Genomic DNA, 19,825 nt, shown 5'->3' on the forward strand with positions numbered 1-19,825 from the left:
GACGGACATCGATCGCAAACGGTCGACATTGGGGCACGCGGGCACGCGACTGGGCAGAGATACAGGAAGGTCAGTGCAGGGCGGCTTATGACGCCGTGTTTGACAGCCTGTCATTTCATATTGGCATGACCTGCTGCGACGTGGGTTGCGGCGCCGGTCTGGCCGCGCGCCTGGCATCCGACCGAGGTGCCGTGGTTTCGGGCATTGATGCCGCCGCCAGCCTCCTGGAGATCGCGCGTGAGCGAGTTCCCGGTGCGGACTTCCACCTGGGTGACCTGGAAGAACTGCCATTCCCCGATGGCGTGTTCGACCTCGTGACCGGCTTCAATTCCTTTCAGTTTGCTGCGGATCCGGTCGCTGCGCTTGGCGAGGCCAGGCGAATCTCGAAGCCGGGCGGTCGAATCGTCGTCCTGACCTGGGGAAACCCACAGGGCATGGAAGCCGCAGCCATCGTTGGTGCGCTCAAACCCCTGTTGCCGCCACCACCGCCCGGTGCTCCGGGGCCTTTTGCGCTGTCCGATGCGGATGCGCTGAAGGCTTTTGCGACGAGCGCCGGGCTGACGGCCCTGGACGTGTCGGACGTCGCCTGCCGGTGGTATTACCGGGATCTGGACACGGCCCTTCGCGGGCTGGGCTCATCGGGTGTCGCGGCAAAGGCCGCAGAACACAGCGGTGCGCAGGCCGTGGACCAGGCGCATGCAGAAGCATTGGCACGATTCCGGCAGGCCGATGGCAGCTATCGCCTGGAAGCCTGCTTCAGGTGGCTCATGGCCTCAGCCTGACAAGACCTCGGCTTCCCATCGCCTGCCTTCGATCGGACTTCACCAAGCCAGAAACGGAAATGACGATGGCCAAGTACCTGATCTCGTTTCCCAGCGCAGCCATGGTCGTGTCCGGCGCTGAACTGGCCGCCGCAGGTCAGGATGCTCATGCCGTCATCGAGGCGGCCAAGGCGGCCGGTGTCTACGTGTTCGGCGGTGGCATCGACGAGGGCGTGCCGCCTGTGCGGGTTTCGGCCAGCGGCGCCGCCGTGGAAGGTGGTTACCCGTGGGCGCCGCCGATCACGGGCGGGTTCACGGTGCTGGAGGTGCCGACACGCGAAGAAGCCTTGTCCTGGGCGGTGCGCATGGCGGCGGCTTGCCGTTGTGATCAGGAATTGCGGGTGTTCGGATCTGATGCGCAGTCCGTGACCACGGAAGAGCCGCGAGATGAAAGTCGCCCCTGAAACCCTGGGCCCCGCCGCACAGGCGGCGGTGGCGGCCCTCGTGCTGTTGGGCCTGTTCGGCGGATGCCTGATCGTGGCGTATGCCGGCTTTGCGACCTCGCCCAAGCGAGGCGGATATTCGACGTTCGTGCCGGTTCCAGAGGCCTATCTGCTCGCCGCGACCCTCATCGGCATGTCCGGCACGGGCCTGCTGGTGTTGCTGCGCCATCGGCATGCGTCACACACGGCCTGCGCGCTGGCCGGGCTCGTCTACGTGGCGGTCGCTGCCGTGCTCACGTCAATCTTGCGTCCGGAATAAACGCCGAGGCGGTCGATCCGTGCCAACCTGTGCGCCCCGGCCGTGAACGCCCTTCCAGCCACGATCGAAACCCACGAAACCCACGAAAACCACCCATGTCCGATCCCCAGAAGCAGATCCTCCGCGCCATCGACACCTACAAGTCCGCCGTCCTGGCCAAGAACGCCGAGACCCTGATGCATCTCTACGACCCCGACGTGCGGGTTTTCGACACCTGGGGCGTCTGGTCCCACGAAGGCGCAGCGGCCTGGCGCATCTCGGTGGAAGGGTGGTTTGCCTCGCTCGGCAGCGAGACCGTGCGGGTCACGTTCGAGGACGTCAAGATCGTCGGCGACGAGGACTTCGCCTCGGTCAGCGCCTTCGTGCGCTACGCGGCGGTGTCGGCCGAGGGCGTGGAACTGCGGTCCATGCACAACCGTTTGTCCTGGGCCATGAAGTCGCGCGGCCACGTGCTGCGCATCGTGCAGGAGCACACCTCGACGCCGATCGGCTTCGAGGACACGAAGGCGATCTTTCAGCGCGGCGGGAAGGGCTGATCGGCCAGGGCGACGGTGTCCGCCCCCTTGAGCATCCCCCGATGCTCCGCCCGCAGATACGGCCACAGCAGCGCCATCGCCTGGCGCGTGCCGCGCGAGATGGCGGCGTCGGCGTTGGCGGGTTCGAGGGCCTGGCGTGGCGCCCGCACGTATTCGTAGCTGAGCCAGTAGGTCAGCAGCACGACGATGGAGGTGGCCAGCGCGTCGGCGCCTTCGGCATCCAGCGGCTGGCCGTCGAGGCGGCAGAGCGGCCCGACACGGGCGCGGATCGCGGCGGTCTGGCGGGCGAGGGCGGCCTGGCAGCGGGTCTCGAGCTGGCGGTTGCGGGTCAGCAGGTCGTTGAGGTCGCGGAAGATGAAGCGGTAGTCCCAGCCCAGCCGCAGCAGCGCCGGCACCAGGCGCCAGGCGCAGACCGCGTCGGTGGGGTCGCCGGCTTCGGCCAGGGTGGCGTCCAGCGCGCGTTCGTAGCGGTCGACCAGCGCGTTGACCAGCGCTTCCTTGGCGGGGAAGTGGTAGTAGAGGTTGCCGGGGCTGATGCGCAGCTCGGCGGCGATCACGGTGGTCGAGACGTGCGGCTCGCCGTAGCGGTTGAACAGCGCCAGGCTGTGGTCGAGGATGCGTTCGGCGGTCCGGCGCGGGGCCTTGCGCTCGCCGCGCGGGGCGACCGCGCTGCCGCTGTTCGGGACGGCCTCGTCAGGCGTCTCGGCATCGAGCGGCATCGGGTCGGTGCGGGTCGGACTGGAGGGCATCGCGGCACGATCGGCGGGTGGGGCGGCGGGGAGATCGGCGAACAGCGCTGCCCAATCTAGCACCCGGCCGGTGCGCCTCGCATGGGGGTTTGCGTCGGGCCGGTGCGCTGACATGGGGCCTGCCTACAATCCGCCGCCGATGAACCCGGCGATTTCCTTCCAGCAGGTCGGCAAGACCTTCCAGACCCCGCGCGGCGCGTTGAACGCGCTGTCCGATGTCTCCTTCGACATCCAGCCGGGCGAGTTCTTCGGCCTGCTCGGACCCAACGGCGCGGGCAAGACGACGCTGATCTCGATCCTGGCCGGCCTGGCCCGCGCGACGGCGGGCCGGGTCACCGTGCATGGGCACGACGTGGTCGATGACTACGCGGCGGCGCGCAAGTCGCTGGGCATCGTCCCGCAGGAACTCGTCTTCGACCCCTTCTTCAGCGTGCGCGAGTCGTTGCGCATCCAGTCCGGCTACTTCGGCGTGCGCGGCAACGACGCCTGGATCAGCGAACTCCTCGAAGGCCTGGGCCTGGCCGACAAGGCCGGCGCCAACATGCGCCAGCTCTCCGGCGGCATGAAGCGCCGGGTCCTGGTGGCGCAGGCGCTGGTGCACCGTCCGCCGGTGATCGTGCTGGACGAGCCGACCGCCGGCGTCGACGTCGAGCTGCGCCAGACGCTCTGGGGCTTCATCGCCCGCCTCAACCGCGAAGGCCACACCGTCTTGCTGACCACCCACTACCTCGAAGAGGCCGAGGCCCTGTGCGGCCGCATCGCCATGCTCAAGCAGGGCCGCGTGGTCGCGCTGGACCGCACCAGCAACCTGCTCGCGGGCACCGCCAGCACGATGCTGCGCTTCAAGACCGACGACCCGCTGCCGCCCGACCTGGCCGCGCAGGCCCGCGTGACCGGGCGCATCGCCCAGGTCAAGGCGCCGGATGCCAACGCGGTCGAGTCGGTGCTGGCGCGGCTGCGTGCGGCCGGCGTCAAGGTCGAGGACCTGGAGATCGGCCGGGCCGACCTGGAGGACGTCTTCCTGGAGATCATGCAGGGCGCGGGCTCGGTCCGTCCGGCGGTGGCCGAGGAGGCCGCATGATCGACCTGGCGGGCGCACGCACGCTGTTCTACAAGGAGGTGCTGCGCTTCTGGAAGGTCAGCTTCCAGACCGTGGCCGCACCGGTGCTGACGGCCATGCTCTACCTGCTGATCTTCGGCCACGTGCTGGAGGACCACGTCAAGGTCTACGAGCAGGTCGGCTACAGCAGCTTCCTGATCCCCGGTCTCGTGATGATGAGCGTGCTGCAGAACGCCTTCGCCAACAGCTCGTCCAGCCTCATCCAGAGCAAGATCACCGGCAACCTCGTGTTCCTGCTGGTGACGCCGCTGAGCCACTGGGCCTGGTTCCTGGCCTATGTCGGCGCCTCGGTCGTACGCGGCCTGGCCGTTGGCGCGGGCGTGCTGCTGGTGACGGTGTGGTTCGCGCCGCCGGGCCTGGCGCAGCCGCTGTGGGCGCTGGTCTTCGCGATCCTGGGCGCGGCGCTGATGGGCACGCTGGGCCTGATCGCCGGCCTGTGGGCCGAGAAGTTCGACCAGATGGCCGCCTTCCAGAACTTCATCGTCATGCCGATGACCTTCCTGGCCGGCGTCTTCTACTCGATCCACAGCCTGCCGGCCTTCTGGCAGGCGGCCAGCCACCTGAACCCGTTCTTCTACATGATCGACGGCTTCCGCCACGGCTTCTTCGGCGTCAGCGACGTCTCGCCCTGGCTCAGCCTGGCAGTGGTCGGCGGCAGCCTGGCGATCGTCGCGACGGTCTGCCTGCGGCTGCTGGCGAGCGGCTACAAGCTGCGGCACTGAGGCCGACCGCATCGGCACCGGCCGAGGCCCCGCGCGGCGAGCGCCGGCGGGGCCGCCGGTACAATTTCGCCACCATGGCCGATCCGACACCCCAGCACGTCCAGTCCCTCCTTGCCGCCGGCATGTCCTGCGAGCACCTGCAGGTCGAGGGCGACGGCCGACATTTCTTCGCCACCATCGTCTCGACGCAGTTCGAGGGCCTGAGCCGCATCCGTCGACATCAGGCCGTCTACGCCGTGCTCGGCGAGCGCATGCGCGAGGAGATCCACGCGCTGTCGATGAAGACGCTGACCCCGGCCGAATGGGCCGCGACCGCGTCGACCTCCCAAGGCTGAACCGGCCCGGCCTCGCGGCGTCGTCCGACTGCCGCCGGCCGGTCTTCCACCCCACCGCCGAACCCGCCGATCCTGTCGCCTCGGCCTGCCGCGCCTTCCGCACCGGCCTGCCGACGAACCTCGATCCCGCTTTCGCCTCACGCACCGCAAGCCCATGGACAAGCTCGTGATCCGCGGCGGCCGCACCCTGCAGGGTGAGGTCACCATCTCCGGCGCCAAGAACGCCGCCCTGCCCGAACTCTGCGCCGCGCTGCTCTGCCCCGAGGCGATGACGCTGGCCAACGTGCCGCGCCTGCAGGATGTCTCGACGACCCTGAAGGTGCTGCGCCACCTGGGCGTGAAGGCCGATCGCAGCGAGTCGCAGCCCGACCACGTCGTGCTCGACGCCAGCGAGATCACCACCCGCGAGGCGCCCTACGACCTGGTCAAGACCATGCGGGCTTCCATCCTCGTGCTGGGCCCGCTGCTGGCCCGCTTCGGCGAGGCCCGGGTGTCGCTGCCGGGCGGCTGCGCGATCGGCTCGCGGCCGGTCGACCAGCACATCAAGGGCCTGCAGGCGATGGGCGCGCAGATCGTCGTCGAACACGGCTACATCGTCGCCCGCGCCGAGCGCCTGAAGGGCGCCCGCATCACCACCGACATGGTGACCGTCACCGGCACCGAGAACCTGCTGATGGCCGCCGTGCTGGCCGATGGCGAGACGGTGCTGGAGAACGCCGCGCAGGAGCCCGAGGTCACCGACCTGGCCGACCTGCTGGTCGCGATGGGCGCGCGCATCGAAGGGCAGGGCACGCACCGCATCCGCATCCACGGCGTCGACCGCCTGCATGCGCCGGCGCAGCCGCACCAGATCATTGCCGACCGCATCGAGACCGGCACCTTCCTGTGCGCGGTGGCCGCTGCCGGCGGTGACGTGACCTTGCGCCGCACCCGCGCCGACCACCTCGACGCGGTGCTCGACAAGCTGCGCGAGGCCGGCGTGCAGCTGGACTGCGGCCCCGACTGGATCCGCGTGCGCGCCAGCGGCCGGCCCAGGGGCATCAGCCTGCGCACCAGCGAGTACCCGGCCTTCCCGACCGACATGCAGGCGCAGTTCATGGCGCTGAACTGCATCGCGCAGGGCACCTCGCGGGTCACCGAGACCATCTTCGAGAACCGCTTCATGCACGTCAACGAGCTGGTGCGCCTGGGCGCGCACATCGCCGTGGACGGCCACACGGCGATCGTCGAGGGCATCGAGCGCCTGTCCGGCGCGACCGTCATGGCAACCGACCTGCGGGCCTCGGCCAGCCTGGTCATCGCCGGCCTGGTGGCCGAGGGCGAGACCTGCGTCGACCGGATCTACCACCTCGACCGCGGCTACGACCGCATGGAAGAGAAGCTGCGCGGCATCGGCGCGGACATCGAGAGAACACGATGAGCGACCTGATCACCCTCGCCCTGTCCAAGGGCCGCATCTTCGAGGAGACCCTGCCGCTGCTGGCCGCCGCCGGCATCGAGGTCACCGAGGACCCGGAGAAGAGCCGCAAGCTGATCCTGGCGACCAACCGGCCCGACGTGCGCGTCGTGCTGGTGCGCGCCACCGACGTGCCGACCTATGTCCAGCACGGCGGCGCGGACCTGGGCGTGGCCGGCAAGGACGTGCTGCTCGAACATGGCGGCGAGGGCCTGTTCCAGCCGCTGGACCTGAAGATCGCGCGCTGCCGCATGAGCGTGGCCACCCGCGACGACTTCGACTACGACACCGCGGTGAAGCAGGGCTCGCGCATCCGCGTGGCCACCAAGTACACCGAGATCGCCCGCCGGCACTTCGCCGACAAGGGCGTGCACGTCGACCTGATCAAGCTCTACGGCTCGATGGAACTGGCGCCGCTGACCGGCCTGGCCGATGCCATCGTCGACCTGGTCTCGACCGGCAGCACGCTCAAGGCGAACCGGCTGCGCGAGGTCGAGCCCTTCCTGGAGATCTCCTCGCGCCTGGTCGTCAACCAGGCCGCGCTCAAGCTCAAGCGCGAGCGCCTGCGCCCGATGATCGACGCCTTCGCGGCGGCGGTCGCGGCGCGCGGCTGAACCTTCCTCCGTCTCCTGACCCGACCTCCGAAGCCGCCATGTCCATTGCCGTGCGCCACCTCGACACCTCGTCCGCCACGTTCGACGCCGACTTCCAGCGCGTGCTGCACTGGTCGGCCGAGACCGATGCCGAGATCGAGTCCCGCGTGGCCGACATCCTGGCCGACGTGAAGGCCCGGGGCGACGCGGCGGTGCTGGCATACACCGCCCGCTTCGACCGCCTGGACGCGCCCTGCATGGCCGCGCTGGAGCTGACCCGCGACGAGCTGAAGGCCGCCTTCGACGCCATCACGCCGGCCCAGCGCCATGCGCTGGAAACGGCGGCGGCGCGGGTGCGCAGCTACCACGAGCGCCAGCTGCAGGCCTGCGGCCTGAGCTGGAGCTACCGCGATGCCGACGGCACGCTGCTGGGCCAGAAGGTCACGCCGCTGGACCGCGTGGGCATCTATGTGCCGGGCGGCAAGGCGGCCTATCCGTCGAGCGTGCTGATGAACGCGCTGCCGGCCCATGTCGCCGGGGTCGGCGAGATCATCATGGTCGTGCCCACGCCGGGCGGCGAGCGCAATGCGCTGGTGCTGGCCGCCGCCTACGTGGCCGGCGTGAGCCGTGCCTTCACCATCGGTGGCGCCCAGGCGGTCGGCGCGCTGGCCTTCGGCACGGCGAGCATCCCGCGGGTCGACAAGATCACCGGACCGGGCAATGCCTACGTGGCCAGCGCCAAGCGGCGCGTGTTCGGCCAGGTCGGCATCGACATGATTGCCGGACCGAGCGAGATCCTCGTGCTGGCCGACGGCAGCACGCCGCCGGACTGGGTCGCGATGGACCTGTTCAGCCAGGCCGAGCACGACGAGCTGGCGCAGAGCATCCTGCTGTGCCCGGATGCCGCCTACATCGACGCGGTGCAGGCCGCGATGGACCGCCTGATCGGCGCGATGCCGCGTCGCAACGTCATCCGCGCCTCGCTCGAAGGCCGGGGCGCGCTGATCCGCACCCGCTCGATGGAAGAGGCCTGCGAGATCAGCAACCGCATCGCGCCCGAGCACCTCGAGGTCAGCTCGGCCGACCCGCACCGCTGGGAACCGCTGCTGCGCCACGCTGGCGCGATCTTCCTGGGCGCCTACACCAGCGAGAGCCTGGGCGACTACTGCGCCGGCCCGAACCACGTGCTGCCGACCTCCGGCACCGCGCGCTTCAGCTCGCCGCTGGGCGTCTACGACTTCCAGAAGCGCAGCAGCCTGATCGAGGTCAGCGAGGCCGGCGCGCAGGTGCTCGGCCCGATCGCCGCCGAGCTGGCCTATGGCGAGGGCCTGCAGGCCCATGCGCAGGCGGCCGAGTTCCGGCTCCGGCGCTGAGGCCCGGCCCCATGTCGAACGCCTCCCTGCCGACCCGCCTGGGCCGCACGCTGCGCCAGGACGTGCAGGCCATGCACGCCTACGTGGTGCAGCCGGCCGGCGGGCTGATCAAGCTCGACGCGATGGAGAACCCGCACGGCCTGCCGCCCGAGCTGCAGGCCGAGCTGGGCCGGCGCCTGGGCGCGGTCGCGCTCAACCGCTACCCGGGCGAGCGCATCGACACGCTGAAGGCCGCGCTGGCCGGGCACGTCGGCCTGCCCGAGGGCTGGTCGCTGATGCTGGGCAATGGTTCGGACGAGCTGATCTCGCTGCTCGCGCTGGCCTGCTGCCGGCCCGGTGCCGGCGTGCTCGCGCCGCTGCCGGGCTTCGTGATGTACGCGATGTCGGCGCAGCTGCAGGGCCTGGACTTCGTCGGCGTGCCGCTGACGCCGGACTTCGAGCTGGACGAGCCGGCCATGTTGGCGGCCATCGCCGAGCACCGCCCGGCCATCACCTACATCGCCTACCCGAACAACCCGACGGCCAACCTGTTCGACGACACGGCCATCGCCCGCATCGTCGACGCGGTTGCCGCGCAGGATGGCCTGGTCGTCATCGACGAGGCCTACCAGCCCTTCGCCGCGCGCAGCTGGCTGGCCCGCGCCGCCGCGCATGACCATGTGCTGGTGATGCGCACGCTCAGCAAGTTCGGCCTGGCCGGCATCCGGCTGGGCTACCTGTGCGGCCCGGCCGCGCTGATCGCCGAACTCGACAAGGTCCGCCCGCCCTACAACGTCAGCGTGCTCAACGCCGAGGCGGCACTGTTCGCGCTCGAACACGCCGAGGTCTATGCCGCCCAGGCCGCAAGGATCCGCGACGAGCGCCAGCGCCTGCTGGCCGCGCTGGCGGCCATGCGCGGCGTGCGGCGGGTCTGGCCCAGCGAGGCCAACATGATCCTGATCCGCGTGGCCGACGGTGCCGCGACCTTCTCGGCCCTGAAGCGCGCGGGCGTGCTGATCAAGAACGTGGCCGGCCTGCACCCGCTGCTGGCCGACTGCCTGCGCCTGACCGTCGGCACGGCCGACGAGAATCGTGTGTTGATCGATGCCCTGCGCGCATCGACCTGATCCGGTCCCACCGACCCCCCCCGTTCCCCTCGCCGAGAGACCCGCCGTGAGCACCTCCGCCAGCCCCGCCGTCCAGGCCACCGACGCTGCCACCGCCCGCATCGCCGAGATCCGCCGCCACACCAACGAGACCCGCATCACCGCGCGCATCAACCTCGATGGCAGCGGCGTGTCCCGGCTCGCCACCGGCATCGGCTTCTTCGACCACATGCTCGACCAGATCGCCCGCCACGGGCTGATCGACCTGGACATCCAGGCCGAGGGCGACCTGCACATCGATGGCCACCACACCGTCGAGGACGTCGGCATCACGCTGGGCATGGCCTTCGCGAAGGCGGTCGGCGACAAGAAGGGCATCACCCGCTACGGCCACAGCTACGTGCCGCTGGACGAGGCGCTGTCGCGCGTGGTGGTCGACTTTTCCGGCCGCCCCGGCCTGGCGATGGACGTCCACTTCACCGCCGGCTCGATCGGCCAGCTCGACACCCAGCTGGTCTACGAGTTCTTCCAGGGCTTCGTGAACCATGCGCTGGTGAGCCTGCACATCGACAACCTCAAGGGCAAGAACGCGCACCACCAGTGCGAGACCATCTTCAAGGCGTTCGGCCGCGCGCTGCGCATGGCGCTCACGCCCGACCCGCGCAGCGCCGGCGTGATCCCGTCGACCAAGGGGAGCCTGTGATGGCGAGCCGCGAGCCGAGCGCCGGGCCGTCCCAAGCCGGCGAGCATCCCCTCGGGGGATCGACGAACGTACCCGTTCGGCGAGGGGCTGCGAGAACGGTCGCGGTCGTCGACTATGGGATGGGCAACCTGCGCAGCGTGTCGCAGGCGGTCATGCATGTCGCGCAGGATTCCGGGCTGGAGGTGATCGTCACCCAGCGGCCCGAGGACGTGCGTGCCGCCGAGCGCATCGTGCTGCCCGGCCAGGGCGCCATGCGCGACTGCATGCGCGAGCTGCACGAATCCGGCCTGAAGGAAGCCGTGCTCGAAGCGGCCGCCAGCAAGCCGCTGATGGGCGTGTGCGTGGGCATGCAGATGCTGCTTGACCACTCCGAGGAACAGGACACGCCCGGCCTCGGCCTGATCCCCGGCCGCGTGCGGCGCTTCCAGCTGGAAGGTCGCATCCAGTCCGACGGCAGCCGCTACAAGGTGCCGCAGATGGGCTGGAACCGCGTCAGCCAGGCGCGCGCCCATCCGGTGTGGGCGGGGGTGCCCGATGGCGCCTGGTTCTATTTCGTCCACAGCTTCTACGCCACCCCGGTCGATGAGGCGCACAGCGCGGGTGAAACCGAATACGGTGAGCGCTTTACCAGCGCAGTGGCGCGGGATAATATTTTTGCAACCCAGTTCCACCCCGAGAAAAGCGCCGACCAGGGTCTGGCGCTTTATCGCAACTTCCTCAGCTGGAAGCCGTGAAACCTGCCGATGGGACCGCCCGCCCGGTCCCGCGCTCGATTTCCCCCTCGTCGGTGTCCCGCACCTGCGCCACGCGTGCCATGGTGCAGTTGGGTGCCACCTTTCCTCGACCTTTCCTGACTGACCCACAGCCATGCTGCTGATCCCGGCCATCGACCTCAAAGACGGCAAGTGCGTGCGCCTCAAGCAAGGCGACATGAACGACTCCACCACCTTTGGCGAGGACCCCGCCGCGATGGCGCGGCGCTGGGTCGACGCCGGCGCGCGACGCCTGCACCTGGTCGACCTCAACGGCGCCTTCGCGGGCAAGCCCGTCAACGAGGGCGCGATCAAGGCCATCCTGGCCGAAGTCGGCGACGAGATCCCCGTGCAGCTGGGCGGCGGCATCCGCGACCTCGACACCATCGAGCGCTACCTCGATGACGGTCTGAGCTTCGTCATCATCGGCACGGCTGCGGTCAAGAACCCGGGCTTCCTGCGCGACGCCTGCACGGCCTTCGGCGGCCACATCATCGTGGGCCTCGATGCCAAGGACGGCAAGGTCGCCACCGACGGCTGGTCCAAGCTGACCGGCCACGAGGTGGTCGACCTGGCCCGCAAGTTCGAAGACTACGGCGTCGAGGGCGTGATCTACACCGACATCGGCCGCGACGGCATGCTCACCGGCATCAACATCGACGCCACCGTCAAGCTCGCCCAGGCCCTGACCATCCCGGTGATCGCCTCGGGCGGCCTGTCCAACCTGGCCGACATCCGCGCGCTTTGCGGCGTCGAGGGCGAAGGCATCGAAGGCGTGATCTGCGGCCGCGCGATCTACACCGGCGACCTCGACTTCGCGGCCGGCCAGAAGCTCGCCGACGAGCTCAACGGCGACGGTGCCTGAGGTGCTCGCCAAACGCATCATTCCCTGCCTCGACGTCACCGGCGGCCGGGTCGTCAAGGGCGTCAACTTCGTCGAGCTGCGCGATGCCGGTGACCCGGTGGAAATCGCCGCGCGCTACAACGAACAAGGTGCCGACGAGCTGACCTTCCTCGACATCACGGCCACCAGCGATGGCCGCGACCTGATCCTGCACATCATCGAGGCGGTGGCCTCGCAGGTCTTCATCCCGCTGACCGTGGGTGGCGGCGTGCGCAGCGTCGAGGACGTGCGCCGGCTGCTCAATGCCGGGGCCGACAAGGTCAGTTTCAACTCGGCGGCGGTGGCCAATCCGCAGGTGATCCGCGACGCGTCCGACCGGTACGGCGCCCAGTGCATCGTCGTCGCGATCGACGCCAAGCGCCGGGTCGGCGAGGACCTGGCCAGCAAGGGCCCGGGCTGGGATGTCTACACCCACGGCGGGCGCAAGAACATGCACATCGACGCGGTCGCCTGGGCCGCGAAGATGGCGCAGATGGGCGCCGGCGAGATCCTGCTGACCAGCATGGACCGCGACGGCACCAAGAGCGGTTTCGACCTCGAACTGACCCGCGCCGTCGCCGACGCGGTGCCGGTCCCGGTGATCGCCTCGGGCGGCGTCGGCAACCTCGACCACCTTGCCGACGGCGTCCAGACCGGCGGCGCCGACGCGGTCCTGGCCGCGAGCATCTTCCACTACGGCGAATACACCGTGGCCCAGGCCAAGGCCGTCATGGCGGCACGCGGGATTCCTGTCCGGGTCTGACGCTCACGCTCATCCGTGTTGAGCCAGCATCTGCCCTGACCCGGCTCTGCTGGGTCAGCGGCAAGCGCCCCCTCGGGGGGCAGCGACCGCCAGGGAGCGTGGGGGCCCTATACCAGCCCGTTGCGGATCGCGTAGACGGTCATCTCCGAGTTGTTCGCCAACCCCAGCTTCTCCAGCACCCGCGCGCGGTAGACGCTGACGGTCTTGGGGCTCAGGGTCAGCTCCTCGGCGATGTCGGACAGGCGCTTGCCCGAGGCGATCATGACCAGGGTCTGCAGCTCGCGGTCGGAGAGCTTGTCGTGCGCGGCTTCAGGGGCTGCGGTGGTGAGGTTCTCGACCAGCATCTGCGCCATCTCGGCGGTGATGTACTTGCGGCCCTGGGCCACCATGCGCACGGCGGCGACGATCTGGGCCGGATCGCCGCCCTTGTTGACGTAGCCGTAGGCACCGGCCCGCAGCGCGCGCAGGGCGTACTGGTCCTCGGGGTACATCGAGACGATCAGGACCTTGACCGGCGCGCCTTCCTCCTTGAGCGCATGCAGCACGTCCAGGCCGCTGCGGCCGGGCAGGTTGATGTCCAGCACCAGCACGTCGCAGCTCTGCAGGCGCATCAGGGCGCGCAGTTCGCCGTAGTCGCCGGCCTCGCCGACGACCTGCATGTCGGGTTGCTCGGCCAGCGTGTCGCGGATGCCGCGCCGGATCAGTGCGTGGTCATCGCACAGGATCACCCGTGTCATAGCTCTCCCCAGGTCGAAGGATCGTGCGCGCTGCTGCCAGGCGCGGGTGCGGGACGAACCGGCTGGCCGTCGACATCGCCGCCGTCGCCGTCGTCCTCGTCGCCATGGTGACTGGCACTGGCGCGCGGGTCCAGCGGCACCGACAGGATCAGCGTCGTGCCCTGTGGCGTGCTCGACAGCTCGACCCAGCCGCCGACCGTGTCGGCCCGCTCATGCAGGCCGCGGATGCCGAAGGAACGGGCCTTGCCGAGGTCGCCGCTGGCCAGGCCGCGGCCGTTGTCGCTGATCTCCAGCGACAGCACGCCGGCGGCAACCGTCAGGTCGACCTGCACCCGCGTCGCCTTGGCATGCTTGGAGATGTTGGTCAGCGCTTCCTGGGCCGTGCGATAGGCCACCAGCGGCACGCCGGCGGGCAGGCGCAGGTGGTCGTGGCTGGTGCGGAAGGCGGTCGGGATGCCGCTGCGGCGCTCGAAGCGCTGGGTCATCCACTGAAGGGCGGCGACCAGGCCCTGTTCGAGGATGGCCGGGCGCAGGTTGTGCATGATCCGCTGGCTCGCCTCGATGGCGTGGTTGAGCGTCTCCAGCGCCTGGTGGGTGCGCTCGATCAGCGCGTCGTCCTTGGCATGGCGCAGCAGCCAGGCGAGGTCGAACTTGACCGCCGTCAGCGAGCCGCCGACGTCGTCATGGATCTCGCGGGCGATGGCGGTGCGCTCCATCTCGATGCTGGTCTGCAGGTGCTGGGCCAGTTCGGACAGCCGCTTGCGCGAGTGCGCGAGTTCCTGGTCGGCCTGCTGGCGGGCGCGCTGGCTCTCGCAGGCCTCGACCGCATGCAGCACGGCCGGCACCAGCCGGGTCAGGTTGCTCTTGAGCAGGTAGTCGGAGGCGCCGTTGCGCATCGCCTCGACGGCGGTGTCCTCGCCGATCTCGCCGGACACGAGGATGAAGGGCATCAGCTTGTCGCGCTCGCGCAGCAGCTCCAGCGCGATCAGGCCGGAGAAGCCCGGCAGGTTGTAGTCCGACAGCACGATGTCCCAGTCCTGCCCGAGCGCGGCGAGGAAGTCGGTCTCGTTGTCGACCCGGAAGATCGCCGGCTCGATGCCGCCCCGGCGCAGGTGCGCGAGCAGCAGTTGATGGTCCAGCTCCGAGTCTTCCAGGTGCAGCACGCGCAGGCGGCGCGGCTTGACGGATCGTTGCATGCGTGGGTCCGGGTTGGATCGGCGGCCGGCCGACGGTCGTTGGACGGTCGAGAAAAGGGGCGGGAATCACCGCGTCATCCGGCCTACGACAAATCCCCCATCCGAAAAAATTCTACCCATCGATGCCCCGTCGCGGGCGTCGCCTGAAGCCTCACGGCCGGGCCCAAGTCACGGCCCGACCCCACCCGTCACGTCACGGAGACGACATGTCGATGCCCGATCAGCAGATTCCCGAAGCGGAGCCCGTGTTCCCGCTGCTGCTGGCTGCCGAGCTTCAGGACCATCTGCTCAGTGCGGGCAACGACCTGGAACGGCTCCAGCGCCTGCTCAACGACGCCAGCGAAGCCCTGATGACGCATTTCTACGGTGCCAACGCCAGCCTCAACGGCCTGTTGCACCAGGCGGCGGCCATGCCCCACGTCGACACCCGGGCCCTGCATGACGCGATGCAGAACCTGGCCGGCGCGGTCACCGCGCTGCAGTTCCAGGACATGGCCTCGCAGCTGATCCACCACACCCACCACCGCCTCCGTTCCGTCGCCGACCAGCTGGCGCGGGAGGCCATGGGGGGTGACGACGAGGGCGAGACCATCGTCGAGGCGCCGCCGGTGCGGCCCAACCCGGTCACCCAGGACGAGATGGACGCCGGATCGGTCGAGCTGTTCTAGCCGCCGCACGCCCACCCCGAGACACCGCAGACCTTCCGTCATTCACCAGCCCAAACGCCAATTTCCGGAGCGCGACATGCAATCAATCCTCGCCGTAGACGACTCGGCCTCGATGCGCCAGATGGTTTCCTTCACCCTCAAGAGCGCCGGCTACAACGTGGTCGAGGCCGTGGATGGTCAGGACGCCTGGGAGAAGGCCGGCAGCCGGACCTTCGATCTGGTGCTGACCGACCAGAACATGCCGCGCATGGATGGCATCACGCTGACCAAGAAACTGCGCGAGACGAGCCAGTTCAAGACCACGCCCATCCTGATCCTGACCACCGAATCGGGTGACCAGATGAAGCAGGCTGGCCGCAGCGCCGGAGCCACCGGCTGGCTGGTCAAGCCCTTCGACCCGACCAAGCTGATCGAGGTCATCAAGAAGGTCGTGCGCTGACGCACCCGATCGGCCCCCTGGCGGGCCACCACCGGTTGCGCCAGGTCGCGCCGGACTTCCATCGCATCACGGATCACTGGACTACACCATGGCAGAAATGACCAGCGAGGGCGGCGTCGGCGGCGGCGCCGGCATCGACCTCAGCCAGTTCTTCCAGGTCTTCTTCGAGGAGGCCGGCGAGAACCTGCAGCGCATGGAGCAGCTGCTGCTGGAACTCGACATCGAGGCCGCGGACGACGAGGCGCTGAACGCCATCTTCCGCTGCGCCCACTCGATCAAGGGCGGCGCGGCGACCTTCGGCTTCAGCGACGTCGCGGCGCTCACCCACGAGATGGAGACGCTGCTCGACAAGCTGCGCCGCCACGAGCTGGCCCTGCATGCCCGCATGATCGACGTGCTGCTCGAAGCCGGCGACGCGCTGGGCCACCAGCTCGGCCGCCACCAGGGTTCCGGCGCCGACGCGATGGACACCACCGAGCTGCTGTTCCACATCAAGTCGCTGGCCTCCGGCGAGGTGCCGCCGCCGGCGGCCGCGCCTGCGCCGGTCGTCGCCGCTGTTGCTGTTGACGTCGCTGTTGCTGCGCCGGCCCGGCCAGTCATCCAGGCGCCGGTCGTGGCCGCGACCCGCGAGCTGGACCTGCGCGTCGGCCCGCTGGCCGACCCGAAACAGGCCGACAACCTGATCGAGCTGTTCGCCGAGATCACCGACCTGGGCACCATCGAGCCGCTCGACATGGGCCAGGCCAGCGACGGCATGCGCCGCTACAAGGTCGTGACGCGCAGCACCGATGCGGAGCTGCTGGACCTGTTCACCTTCCACGTCGCCCGCGAGTCGGTGCAGCTGAGTCCCTTCGGCGCCGGCTACGGCTTCCATGCCGGCAATCCGGGCGTGCCCTCGGGTGCCGCGCCGCTGGACACCGATCCGCTGCCCGAGGCCGCAGCGCCCGCTGCGGCGGCCCCGGCGGTCGACCTCGGCTACGGCTTCTTCGACGACGCGCCGGGTGCCCCCGGTGCCGCAGCCGCCACGCCGGCCTCGGCCAGCCCGGCCGTGCCCGCCGCGCCGCAGCACATGCCAGCCGTGCCCCACATCGTGCCCAGCGCCGCCAAGCCGGCCGCCGTGCGCCATGAGAAGCCCGCCAGCGGCGGCCTGGACTCGAGCACGCTGCGCGTGTCGGTCGAGAAGGTCGACCAGCTCATCAACCTGGTCGGCGAACTCGTCATCACCCAGGCCATGCTGGCGCAGAACAGCCGTGACCTCGATCCGGTCGTCTACCAGACCCTGATCGCCGGCCTCAACGACCTGGACCGCAACACCCGCGACCTGCAGGAAGCGGTCATGTCGATCCGGATGATTCCGATGTCGACGGTCTTCAACCGCTTCCCGCGGATGCTGCGCGACCTGGCCGCCAAGCTGGGCAAGAAGGTCGAGCTGATCACGCAGGGCGAGGCCACCGAGCTGGACAAGGGCCTGATCGAGAAGATCACCGACCCGCTGACCCACCTGGTGCGCAACTCCTGCGACCACGGCGTCGAGATGCCGGCTGACCGGCTGGCTTGTGGCAAGTCCGAGACCGGCACCATCACGCTGTCGGCCTCGCACCAGGGCGGCTCGGTCGTCATCGAGGTGCGCGACGACGGCCGCGGCCTGTCGCGCGAGAAGCTGATCCGCAAGGCCCGCGAGCGCGGCATCGACGCGCCCGACTCGATGTCCGATGCCGAGGTCTGGGGCCTGATCTTCGCGCCCGGCTTCTCGACCGCCGAACAGGTCACCGACGTGTCCGGCCGCGGCGTGGGCATGGACGTGGTCAAGAAGAACATCACCAGCCTGGGCGGCACGGTCGAGATCGACTCCGCCGAGGGCTACGGCATGAGCGTCAAGGTGCGCCTGCCGCTGACGCTGGCGATCATGGACGGCATGAGCGTGGGGGTGGCCGACGAGGTCTACATCCTGCCGCTGGCCTCGGTGGTCGAGAGCTTCCAGGTCACCGACAAGACCATCAAGACGATCGGCGGCAACGGCCGCGTCGTGCAGGTGCGCGACGAGTACATGCCGGTGATCGAGCTGGAGAAAGTGTTCGAGGTGCCGCGTTTCGACTTCGAGCGGGTGGCCGCCATCATGGTCGTGGTCGAGGCCGAGGGCGGCCGGGTCGCCCTGCTGGTCGACGAGCTGCTCGGCCAGCAGCAGGTGGTGGTGAAGAACCTCGAGGCGAACTACCGCCGCGTCCCGGATGTCTCGGGCGCCACCATCATGGGCGACGGCCGCGTCGCGCTGATCCTCGACACCGGTTCGCTGGTCCGTCGCACCCGTCACTGAGCCGTCCTGCCAGGCTCCCTCTCACGGCCCGTCCTCCAGGAAACCCGATGAACACGATCAAGTCACTGATGCGCCAGTTCACGATCCGCACCCGCATGACCGGTGCGATCGTGATGGTGCTGGCGCTGTTCGTCGGCTTCGCCGGCGTCGGCGTGGCCATCGGCCACCACCTGCAGGAGCTCAACCTGCATTTCATGCACCACTCGGTGGCCGAGTCCGGCCATGTGGCCGACCTGCGGGCACAACTCGGCGAGGTCCGCGTCGCCGAGAAGAACATGGTCATCGACTACGACCAGCCCGAGCTGCTCAAGGTCCATCTGGCCACCTGGAAGCAGGCCCATGCCGACCTGCGCAAGTCCTTCGAGGGCATGCTGCTCGGCGAGGAGGACGAGGACAACCCCATCGCGCGTGATGCCATCAAGCGCCTGGACGAGTACGTCGCCACCACCTCCAGGGCCGTCGACAACACCATGGCCGGCGCCTACGACGGCCATCGCACGGTCGACCGGGTGCTCGAACGCTCCAAGATCCTGATGGCCGGCATCGTCAAGAACGTCGCCGCCATCGACGAGATCGTCAAGGCGGAGGCGCTGTCCACGCAGGCCGAGCTGGCCGCCGCGACCCGCCAGGCGCTGGTGATCTTTGGCGTCGCGCTGGCCGTGGTCATCCTGATCGTCGCGCCGCTGACGCTGACGAACTCGCACAGCATCGTCCAGCCCATCGATGAGGCCCGCCGCTTCGCCGATGCGATCGCCAGCGGCGACCTGAGTGCGCGCCTGAAGGTCGATGGCCGCGACGAGCCGGCCGAGCTGATGCGCTCGCTGGGCTCGATGCAGCAGTCTCTGCAGGGCATCGTCGGCAACATCCGCCACACGGCCGAGTCGATCTCGGTGGCCAGCGCGCAGATCGCGACCGGCAACCAGGACCTCTCCGGCCGCACCGAACAGACCGCCAGCAACCTGCAGCACGCCGCCAGCTCGATGGAGCAGGTCAGCGGCACGGTGCGCCAGACGGCCGAATCGGCCCGCACCGCCAACCAGCTCGCCAGCTCGGCGACCGAGGCCGCGCACCGCGGCGGCACGGTGGTCTCGCAGGTCATCACGAACATGGAGGAGATCAACACCTCCAGCCGCAAGATCGCCGAGATCATCGGCGTGATCGACGGCATCGCCTTCCAGACCAACATCCTGGCGCTCAACGCCGCGGTGGAAGCCGCCCGTGCCGGCGAGCAGGGCCGCGGCTTCGCGGTGGTGGCTGGCGAGGTCCGCAGCCTGGCCCAGCGCAGTGCCAACGCGGCCCGCGAGATCAAGAGCCTGATCGGCGCCAGCGTCGAGAAGGTCGACAGCGGCGCGCGCCTGGTGCACGACGCCGGCAGCACGATGACCGAGATCGTCTCGAGCGTGCAGCGCGTCACCGACATCATCGGCGAGATCACCGCCGCGACCACCGAGCAGAGCGGCGAGCTGGGCCAGGTCAGCAGCGCCGTCACCCAGCTCGACCAGATGACGCAGCAGAACGCCGCGCTGGTCGAGGAAAGTGCCGCTGCGGCCGAGAGCCTGCGCGAACAGGCGCTGCGCCTGAGCAGCGTGGTGAGCCAGTTCCGCATCGACGGCTCCGAGGCATCCGACGACAGCGCCTTCCGGCCGGCGCAGGCTCGTCCGGCCCTGAAAGCCGCCACGCCAGCCACGCCGGCTGCGGCACCGAAGGCCAAGGCCGCCGCGCCGAAGGCCACCTCCCAGATGGCCACCTCCCCGAAGGCCACCACCCCGAAACCTGCGTCGGCGAGCGTGCATGCGCCCGCGCCGGCCCCGACCGCAGCCATCGCTGCGCCGGATGACGACTGGACCAGCTTCTGAGCGGTCCGATATCCAGCGAGGA

22 protein-coding genes are annotated in these 19,825 nt (G+C 69.5%); 19 read left to right on the forward strand and 3 right to left on the reverse strand.

From position 1 onward, the window contains the following. Positions 1-95 precede the first annotated feature (95 nt). From Q8X39_RS12820 to Q8X39_RS12835, 4 genes are all read left to right on the forward strand, one after another. Positions 96-782, forward strand: a complete 687-nt coding sequence (locus Q8X39_RS12820) for a class I SAM-dependent methyltransferase (protein ID WP_369538104.1) — start codon at positions 96-98, stop codon at positions 780-782. A gap of 65 nt (positions 783-847) precedes the next feature. Beyond that, positions 848-1,225 (forward strand): YciI family protein, encoded by a 378-nt coding sequence (locus tag Q8X39_RS12825; protein ID WP_305750075.1) that lies wholly within the window; start codon positions 848-850, stop codon positions 1,223-1,225. Further along, positions 1,209-1,523: a hypothetical protein gene (locus Q8X39_RS12830; protein WP_305750076.1), complete on the forward strand. Its 315-nt coding sequence runs from the start codon at positions 1,209-1,211 to the stop codon at positions 1,521-1,523. The genes Q8X39_RS12825 and Q8X39_RS12830 overlap by 17 nt, the downstream gene beginning before the upstream one ends. A 95-nt stretch (positions 1,524-1,618) precedes the next feature. Beyond that, entirely contained in the window at positions 1,619-2,059 is a 441-nt protein-coding gene (locus tag Q8X39_RS12835; RefSeq protein ID WP_305750077.1) for a YybH family protein, read from the forward strand. On the opposite strand, the gene Q8X39_RS12840 is transcribed toward Q8X39_RS12835, so the two are convergent. After that, positions 2,038-2,808 (reverse strand): TetR/AcrR family transcriptional regulator, encoded by a 771-nt coding sequence (locus Q8X39_RS12840; protein ID WP_305750078.1) that lies wholly within the window; start codon positions 2,806-2,808, stop codon positions 2,038-2,040. The two genes, Q8X39_RS12835 and Q8X39_RS12840, sit on opposite strands and share 22 nt — an antisense overlap. A gap of 139 nt (positions 2,809-2,947) precedes the next feature. On the opposite strand from Q8X39_RS12840, the gene Q8X39_RS12845 reads away from it, so the two are divergent. From Q8X39_RS12845 to hisF, 11 genes are all read left to right on the forward strand, one after another. Then, complete coding sequence (locus Q8X39_RS12845; RefSeq protein ID WP_305750079.1) at positions 2,948-3,889, forward strand: ABC transporter ATP-binding protein; 942 nt, start codon at positions 2,948-2,950, stop codon at positions 3,887-3,889. Then, the gene (locus tag Q8X39_RS12850) at positions 3,886-4,650 is read left to right on the forward strand and encodes an ABC transporter permease (protein ID WP_305750080.1); all 765 of its coding nucleotides are present in this window, start codon (positions 3,886-3,888) and stop codon (positions 4,648-4,650) included. The genes Q8X39_RS12845 and Q8X39_RS12850 overlap by 4 nt, the downstream gene beginning before the upstream one ends. A gap of 74 nt (positions 4,651-4,724) precedes the next feature. Further along, a complete protein-coding gene (locus Q8X39_RS12855; protein ID WP_305750081.1) occupies positions 4,725-4,985 on the forward strand; it encodes a BolA family protein in 261 nt (86 codons plus the stop codon). 154 nt (positions 4,986-5,139) lie between these two features. Further along, the gene (gene murA, locus Q8X39_RS12860; protein WP_305750082.1) at positions 5,140-6,405 is read left to right on the forward strand and encodes a UDP-N-acetylglucosamine 1-carboxyvinyltransferase; all 1,266 of its coding nucleotides are present in this window, start codon (positions 5,140-5,142) and stop codon (positions 6,403-6,405) included. 5 nt (positions 6,406-6,410) lie between these two features. Continuing rightward, on the forward strand, positions 6,411-7,055 hold the full coding sequence (gene hisG, locus Q8X39_RS12865) for an ATP phosphoribosyltransferase (protein WP_407068011.1): 645 nt from the start codon (positions 6,411-6,413) through the stop codon (positions 7,053-7,055). A 38-nt stretch (positions 7,056-7,093) separates the two neighbouring features. Continuing rightward, entirely contained in the window at positions 7,094-8,407 is a 1,314-nt protein-coding gene (gene hisD, locus Q8X39_RS12870; RefSeq protein WP_305750084.1) for a histidinol dehydrogenase, read from the forward strand. Positions 8,408-8,418: 11 nt separating this feature from the next. Next, positions 8,419-9,513 carry a histidinol-phosphate transaminase gene (gene hisC, locus Q8X39_RS12875; protein WP_305750085.1) on the forward strand — a complete coding sequence of 365 codons (1,095 nt, stop codon included), beginning with the start codon at positions 8,419-8,421 and terminating at the stop codon, positions 9,511-9,513. Positions 9,514-9,559: 46 nt separating this feature from the next. Next, on the forward strand, positions 9,560-10,195 hold the full coding sequence (hisB, locus tag Q8X39_RS12880; protein ID WP_305750086.1) for an imidazoleglycerol-phosphate dehydratase HisB: 636 nt from the start codon (positions 9,560-9,562) through the stop codon (positions 10,193-10,195). Further along, complete coding sequence (gene hisH, locus Q8X39_RS12885) at positions 10,195-10,929, forward strand: imidazole glycerol phosphate synthase subunit HisH (protein ID WP_305750087.1); 735 nt, start codon at positions 10,195-10,197, stop codon at positions 10,927-10,929. The genes hisB and hisH overlap by 1 nt, the downstream gene beginning before the upstream one ends. A gap of 133 nt (positions 10,930-11,062) precedes the next feature. Further along, entirely contained in the window at positions 11,063-11,812 is a 750-nt protein-coding gene (gene hisA, locus Q8X39_RS12890; protein ID WP_305750088.1) for a 1-(5-phosphoribosyl)-5-[(5-phosphoribosylamino)methylideneamino]imidazole-4-carboxamide isomerase, read from the forward strand. 1 nt (position 11,813) lies between these two features. Further along, complete coding sequence (gene hisF, locus Q8X39_RS12895) at positions 11,814-12,593, forward strand: imidazole glycerol phosphate synthase subunit HisF (RefSeq protein ID WP_305750089.1); 780 nt, start codon at positions 11,814-11,816, stop codon at positions 12,591-12,593. A gap of 107 nt (positions 12,594-12,700) precedes the next feature. Here the strand turns inward: hisF and Q8X39_RS12900 are convergent, their stop codons facing one another. After that, complete coding sequence (locus Q8X39_RS12900; protein ID WP_305750090.1) at positions 12,701-13,330, reverse strand: response regulator; 630 nt, start codon at positions 13,328-13,330, stop codon at positions 12,701-12,703. Beyond that, the gene (locus Q8X39_RS12905) at positions 13,327-14,526 is read right to left on the reverse strand and encodes a hybrid sensor histidine kinase/response regulator (RefSeq protein WP_305750091.1); all 1,200 of its coding nucleotides are present in this window, start codon (positions 14,524-14,526) and stop codon (positions 13,327-13,329) included. Before Q8X39_RS12905 ends, Q8X39_RS12900 begins: the two co-directional genes overlap by 4 nt. A 212-nt stretch (positions 14,527-14,738) precedes the next feature. On the opposite strand from Q8X39_RS12905, the gene Q8X39_RS12910 reads away from it, so the two are divergent. The 4 genes from Q8X39_RS12910 to Q8X39_RS12925 all read left to right on the forward strand — a co-directional run bounded on the left by Q8X39_RS12910 (position 14,739) and on the right by Q8X39_RS12925 (position 19,803). Further along, positions 14,739-15,194 carry a hypothetical protein gene (locus Q8X39_RS12910; protein ID WP_407068012.1) on the forward strand — a complete coding sequence of 152 codons (456 nt, stop codon included), beginning with the start codon at positions 14,739-14,741 and terminating at the stop codon, positions 15,192-15,194. A 76-nt stretch (positions 15,195-15,270) separates the two neighbouring features. After that, a complete protein-coding gene (locus tag Q8X39_RS12915) occupies positions 15,271-15,633 on the forward strand; it encodes a response regulator (RefSeq protein ID WP_130480559.1) in 363 nt (120 codons plus the stop codon). A gap of 88 nt (positions 15,634-15,721) precedes the next feature. Further along, a complete protein-coding gene (locus tag Q8X39_RS12920; protein ID WP_305750093.1) occupies positions 15,722-17,947 on the forward strand; it encodes a chemotaxis protein CheA in 2,226 nt (741 codons plus the stop codon). A 47-nt stretch (positions 17,948-17,994) separates the two neighbouring features. After that, positions 17,995-19,803 carry a methyl-accepting chemotaxis protein gene (locus Q8X39_RS12925; protein WP_305750094.1) on the forward strand — a complete coding sequence of 603 codons (1,809 nt, stop codon included), beginning with the start codon at positions 17,995-17,997 and terminating at the stop codon, positions 19,801-19,803. Positions 19,804-19,825 lie beyond the last annotated feature (22 nt).

This window comes from Leptothrix discophora, from assembly GCF_030705305.1.
GTDB classification, from domain to species: Bacteria; Pseudomonadota; Gammaproteobacteria; order Burkholderiales; family Burkholderiaceae_C; genus Sphaerotilus; species Sphaerotilus discophorus.

Coding starts and splice junctions, on each gene's coding strand:
- Q8X39_RS12825 (WP_305750075.1), top strand. CDS start 848: ATGGCCAAGTACCTGATCTCGTTTCCCAGCGCAGCCATGGTCGTGTCC.
- Q8X39_RS12830 (WP_305750076.1), top strand. CDS start 1,209: ATGAAAGTCGCCCCTGAAACCCTGGGCCCCGCCGCACAGGCGGCGGTG.
- Q8X39_RS12835 (WP_305750077.1), top strand. CDS start 1,619: ATGTCCGATCCCCAGAAGCAGATCCTCCGCGCCATCGACACCTACAAG.
- Q8X39_RS12840 (WP_305750078.1), bottom strand. CDS start 2,808: ATGCCCTCCAGTCCGACCCGCACCGACCCGATGCCGCTCGATGCCGAG.
- Q8X39_RS12845 (WP_305750079.1), top strand. CDS start 2,948: ATGAACCCGGCGATTTCCTTCCAGCAGGTCGGCAAGACCTTCCAGACC.
- Q8X39_RS12850 (WP_305750080.1), top strand. CDS start 3,886: ATGATCGACCTGGCGGGCGCACGCACGCTGTTCTACAAGGAGGTGCTG.
- Q8X39_RS12855 (WP_305750081.1), top strand. CDS start 4,725: ATGGCCGATCCGACACCCCAGCACGTCCAGTCCCTCCTTGCCGCCGGC.
- murA (WP_305750082.1), top strand. CDS start 5,140: ATGGACAAGCTCGTGATCCGCGGCGGCCGCACCCTGCAGGGTGAGGTC.
- hisD (WP_305750084.1), top strand. CDS start 7,094: ATGTCCATTGCCGTGCGCCACCTCGACACCTCGTCCGCCACGTTCGAC.
- hisC (WP_305750085.1), top strand. CDS start 8,419: ATGTCGAACGCCTCCCTGCCGACCCGCCTGGGCCGCACGCTGCGCCAG.
- hisH (WP_305750087.1), top strand. CDS start 10,195: ATGGCGAGCCGCGAGCCGAGCGCCGGGCCGTCCCAAGCCGGCGAGCAT.
- hisA (WP_305750088.1), top strand. CDS start 11,063: ATGCTGCTGATCCCGGCCATCGACCTCAAAGACGGCAAGTGCGTGCGC.
- Q8X39_RS12900 (WP_305750090.1), bottom strand. CDS start 13,330: ATGACACGGGTGATCCTGTGCGATGACCACGCACTGATCCGGCGCGGC.
- Q8X39_RS12905 (WP_305750091.1), bottom strand. CDS start 14,526: ATGCAACGATCCGTCAAGCCGCGCCGCCTGCGCGTGCTGCACCTGGAA.
- Q8X39_RS12910 (WP_407068012.1), top strand. CDS start 14,739: ATGCCCGATCAGCAGATTCCCGAAGCGGAGCCCGTGTTCCCGCTGCTG.
- Q8X39_RS12915 (WP_130480559.1), top strand. CDS start 15,271: ATGCAATCAATCCTCGCCGTAGACGACTCGGCCTCGATGCGCCAGATG.
- Q8X39_RS12920 (WP_305750093.1), top strand. CDS start 15,722: ATGGCAGAAATGACCAGCGAGGGCGGCGTCGGCGGCGGCGCCGGCATC.
- Q8X39_RS12925 (WP_305750094.1), top strand. CDS start 17,995: ATGAACACGATCAAGTCACTGATGCGCCAGTTCACGATCCGCACCCGC.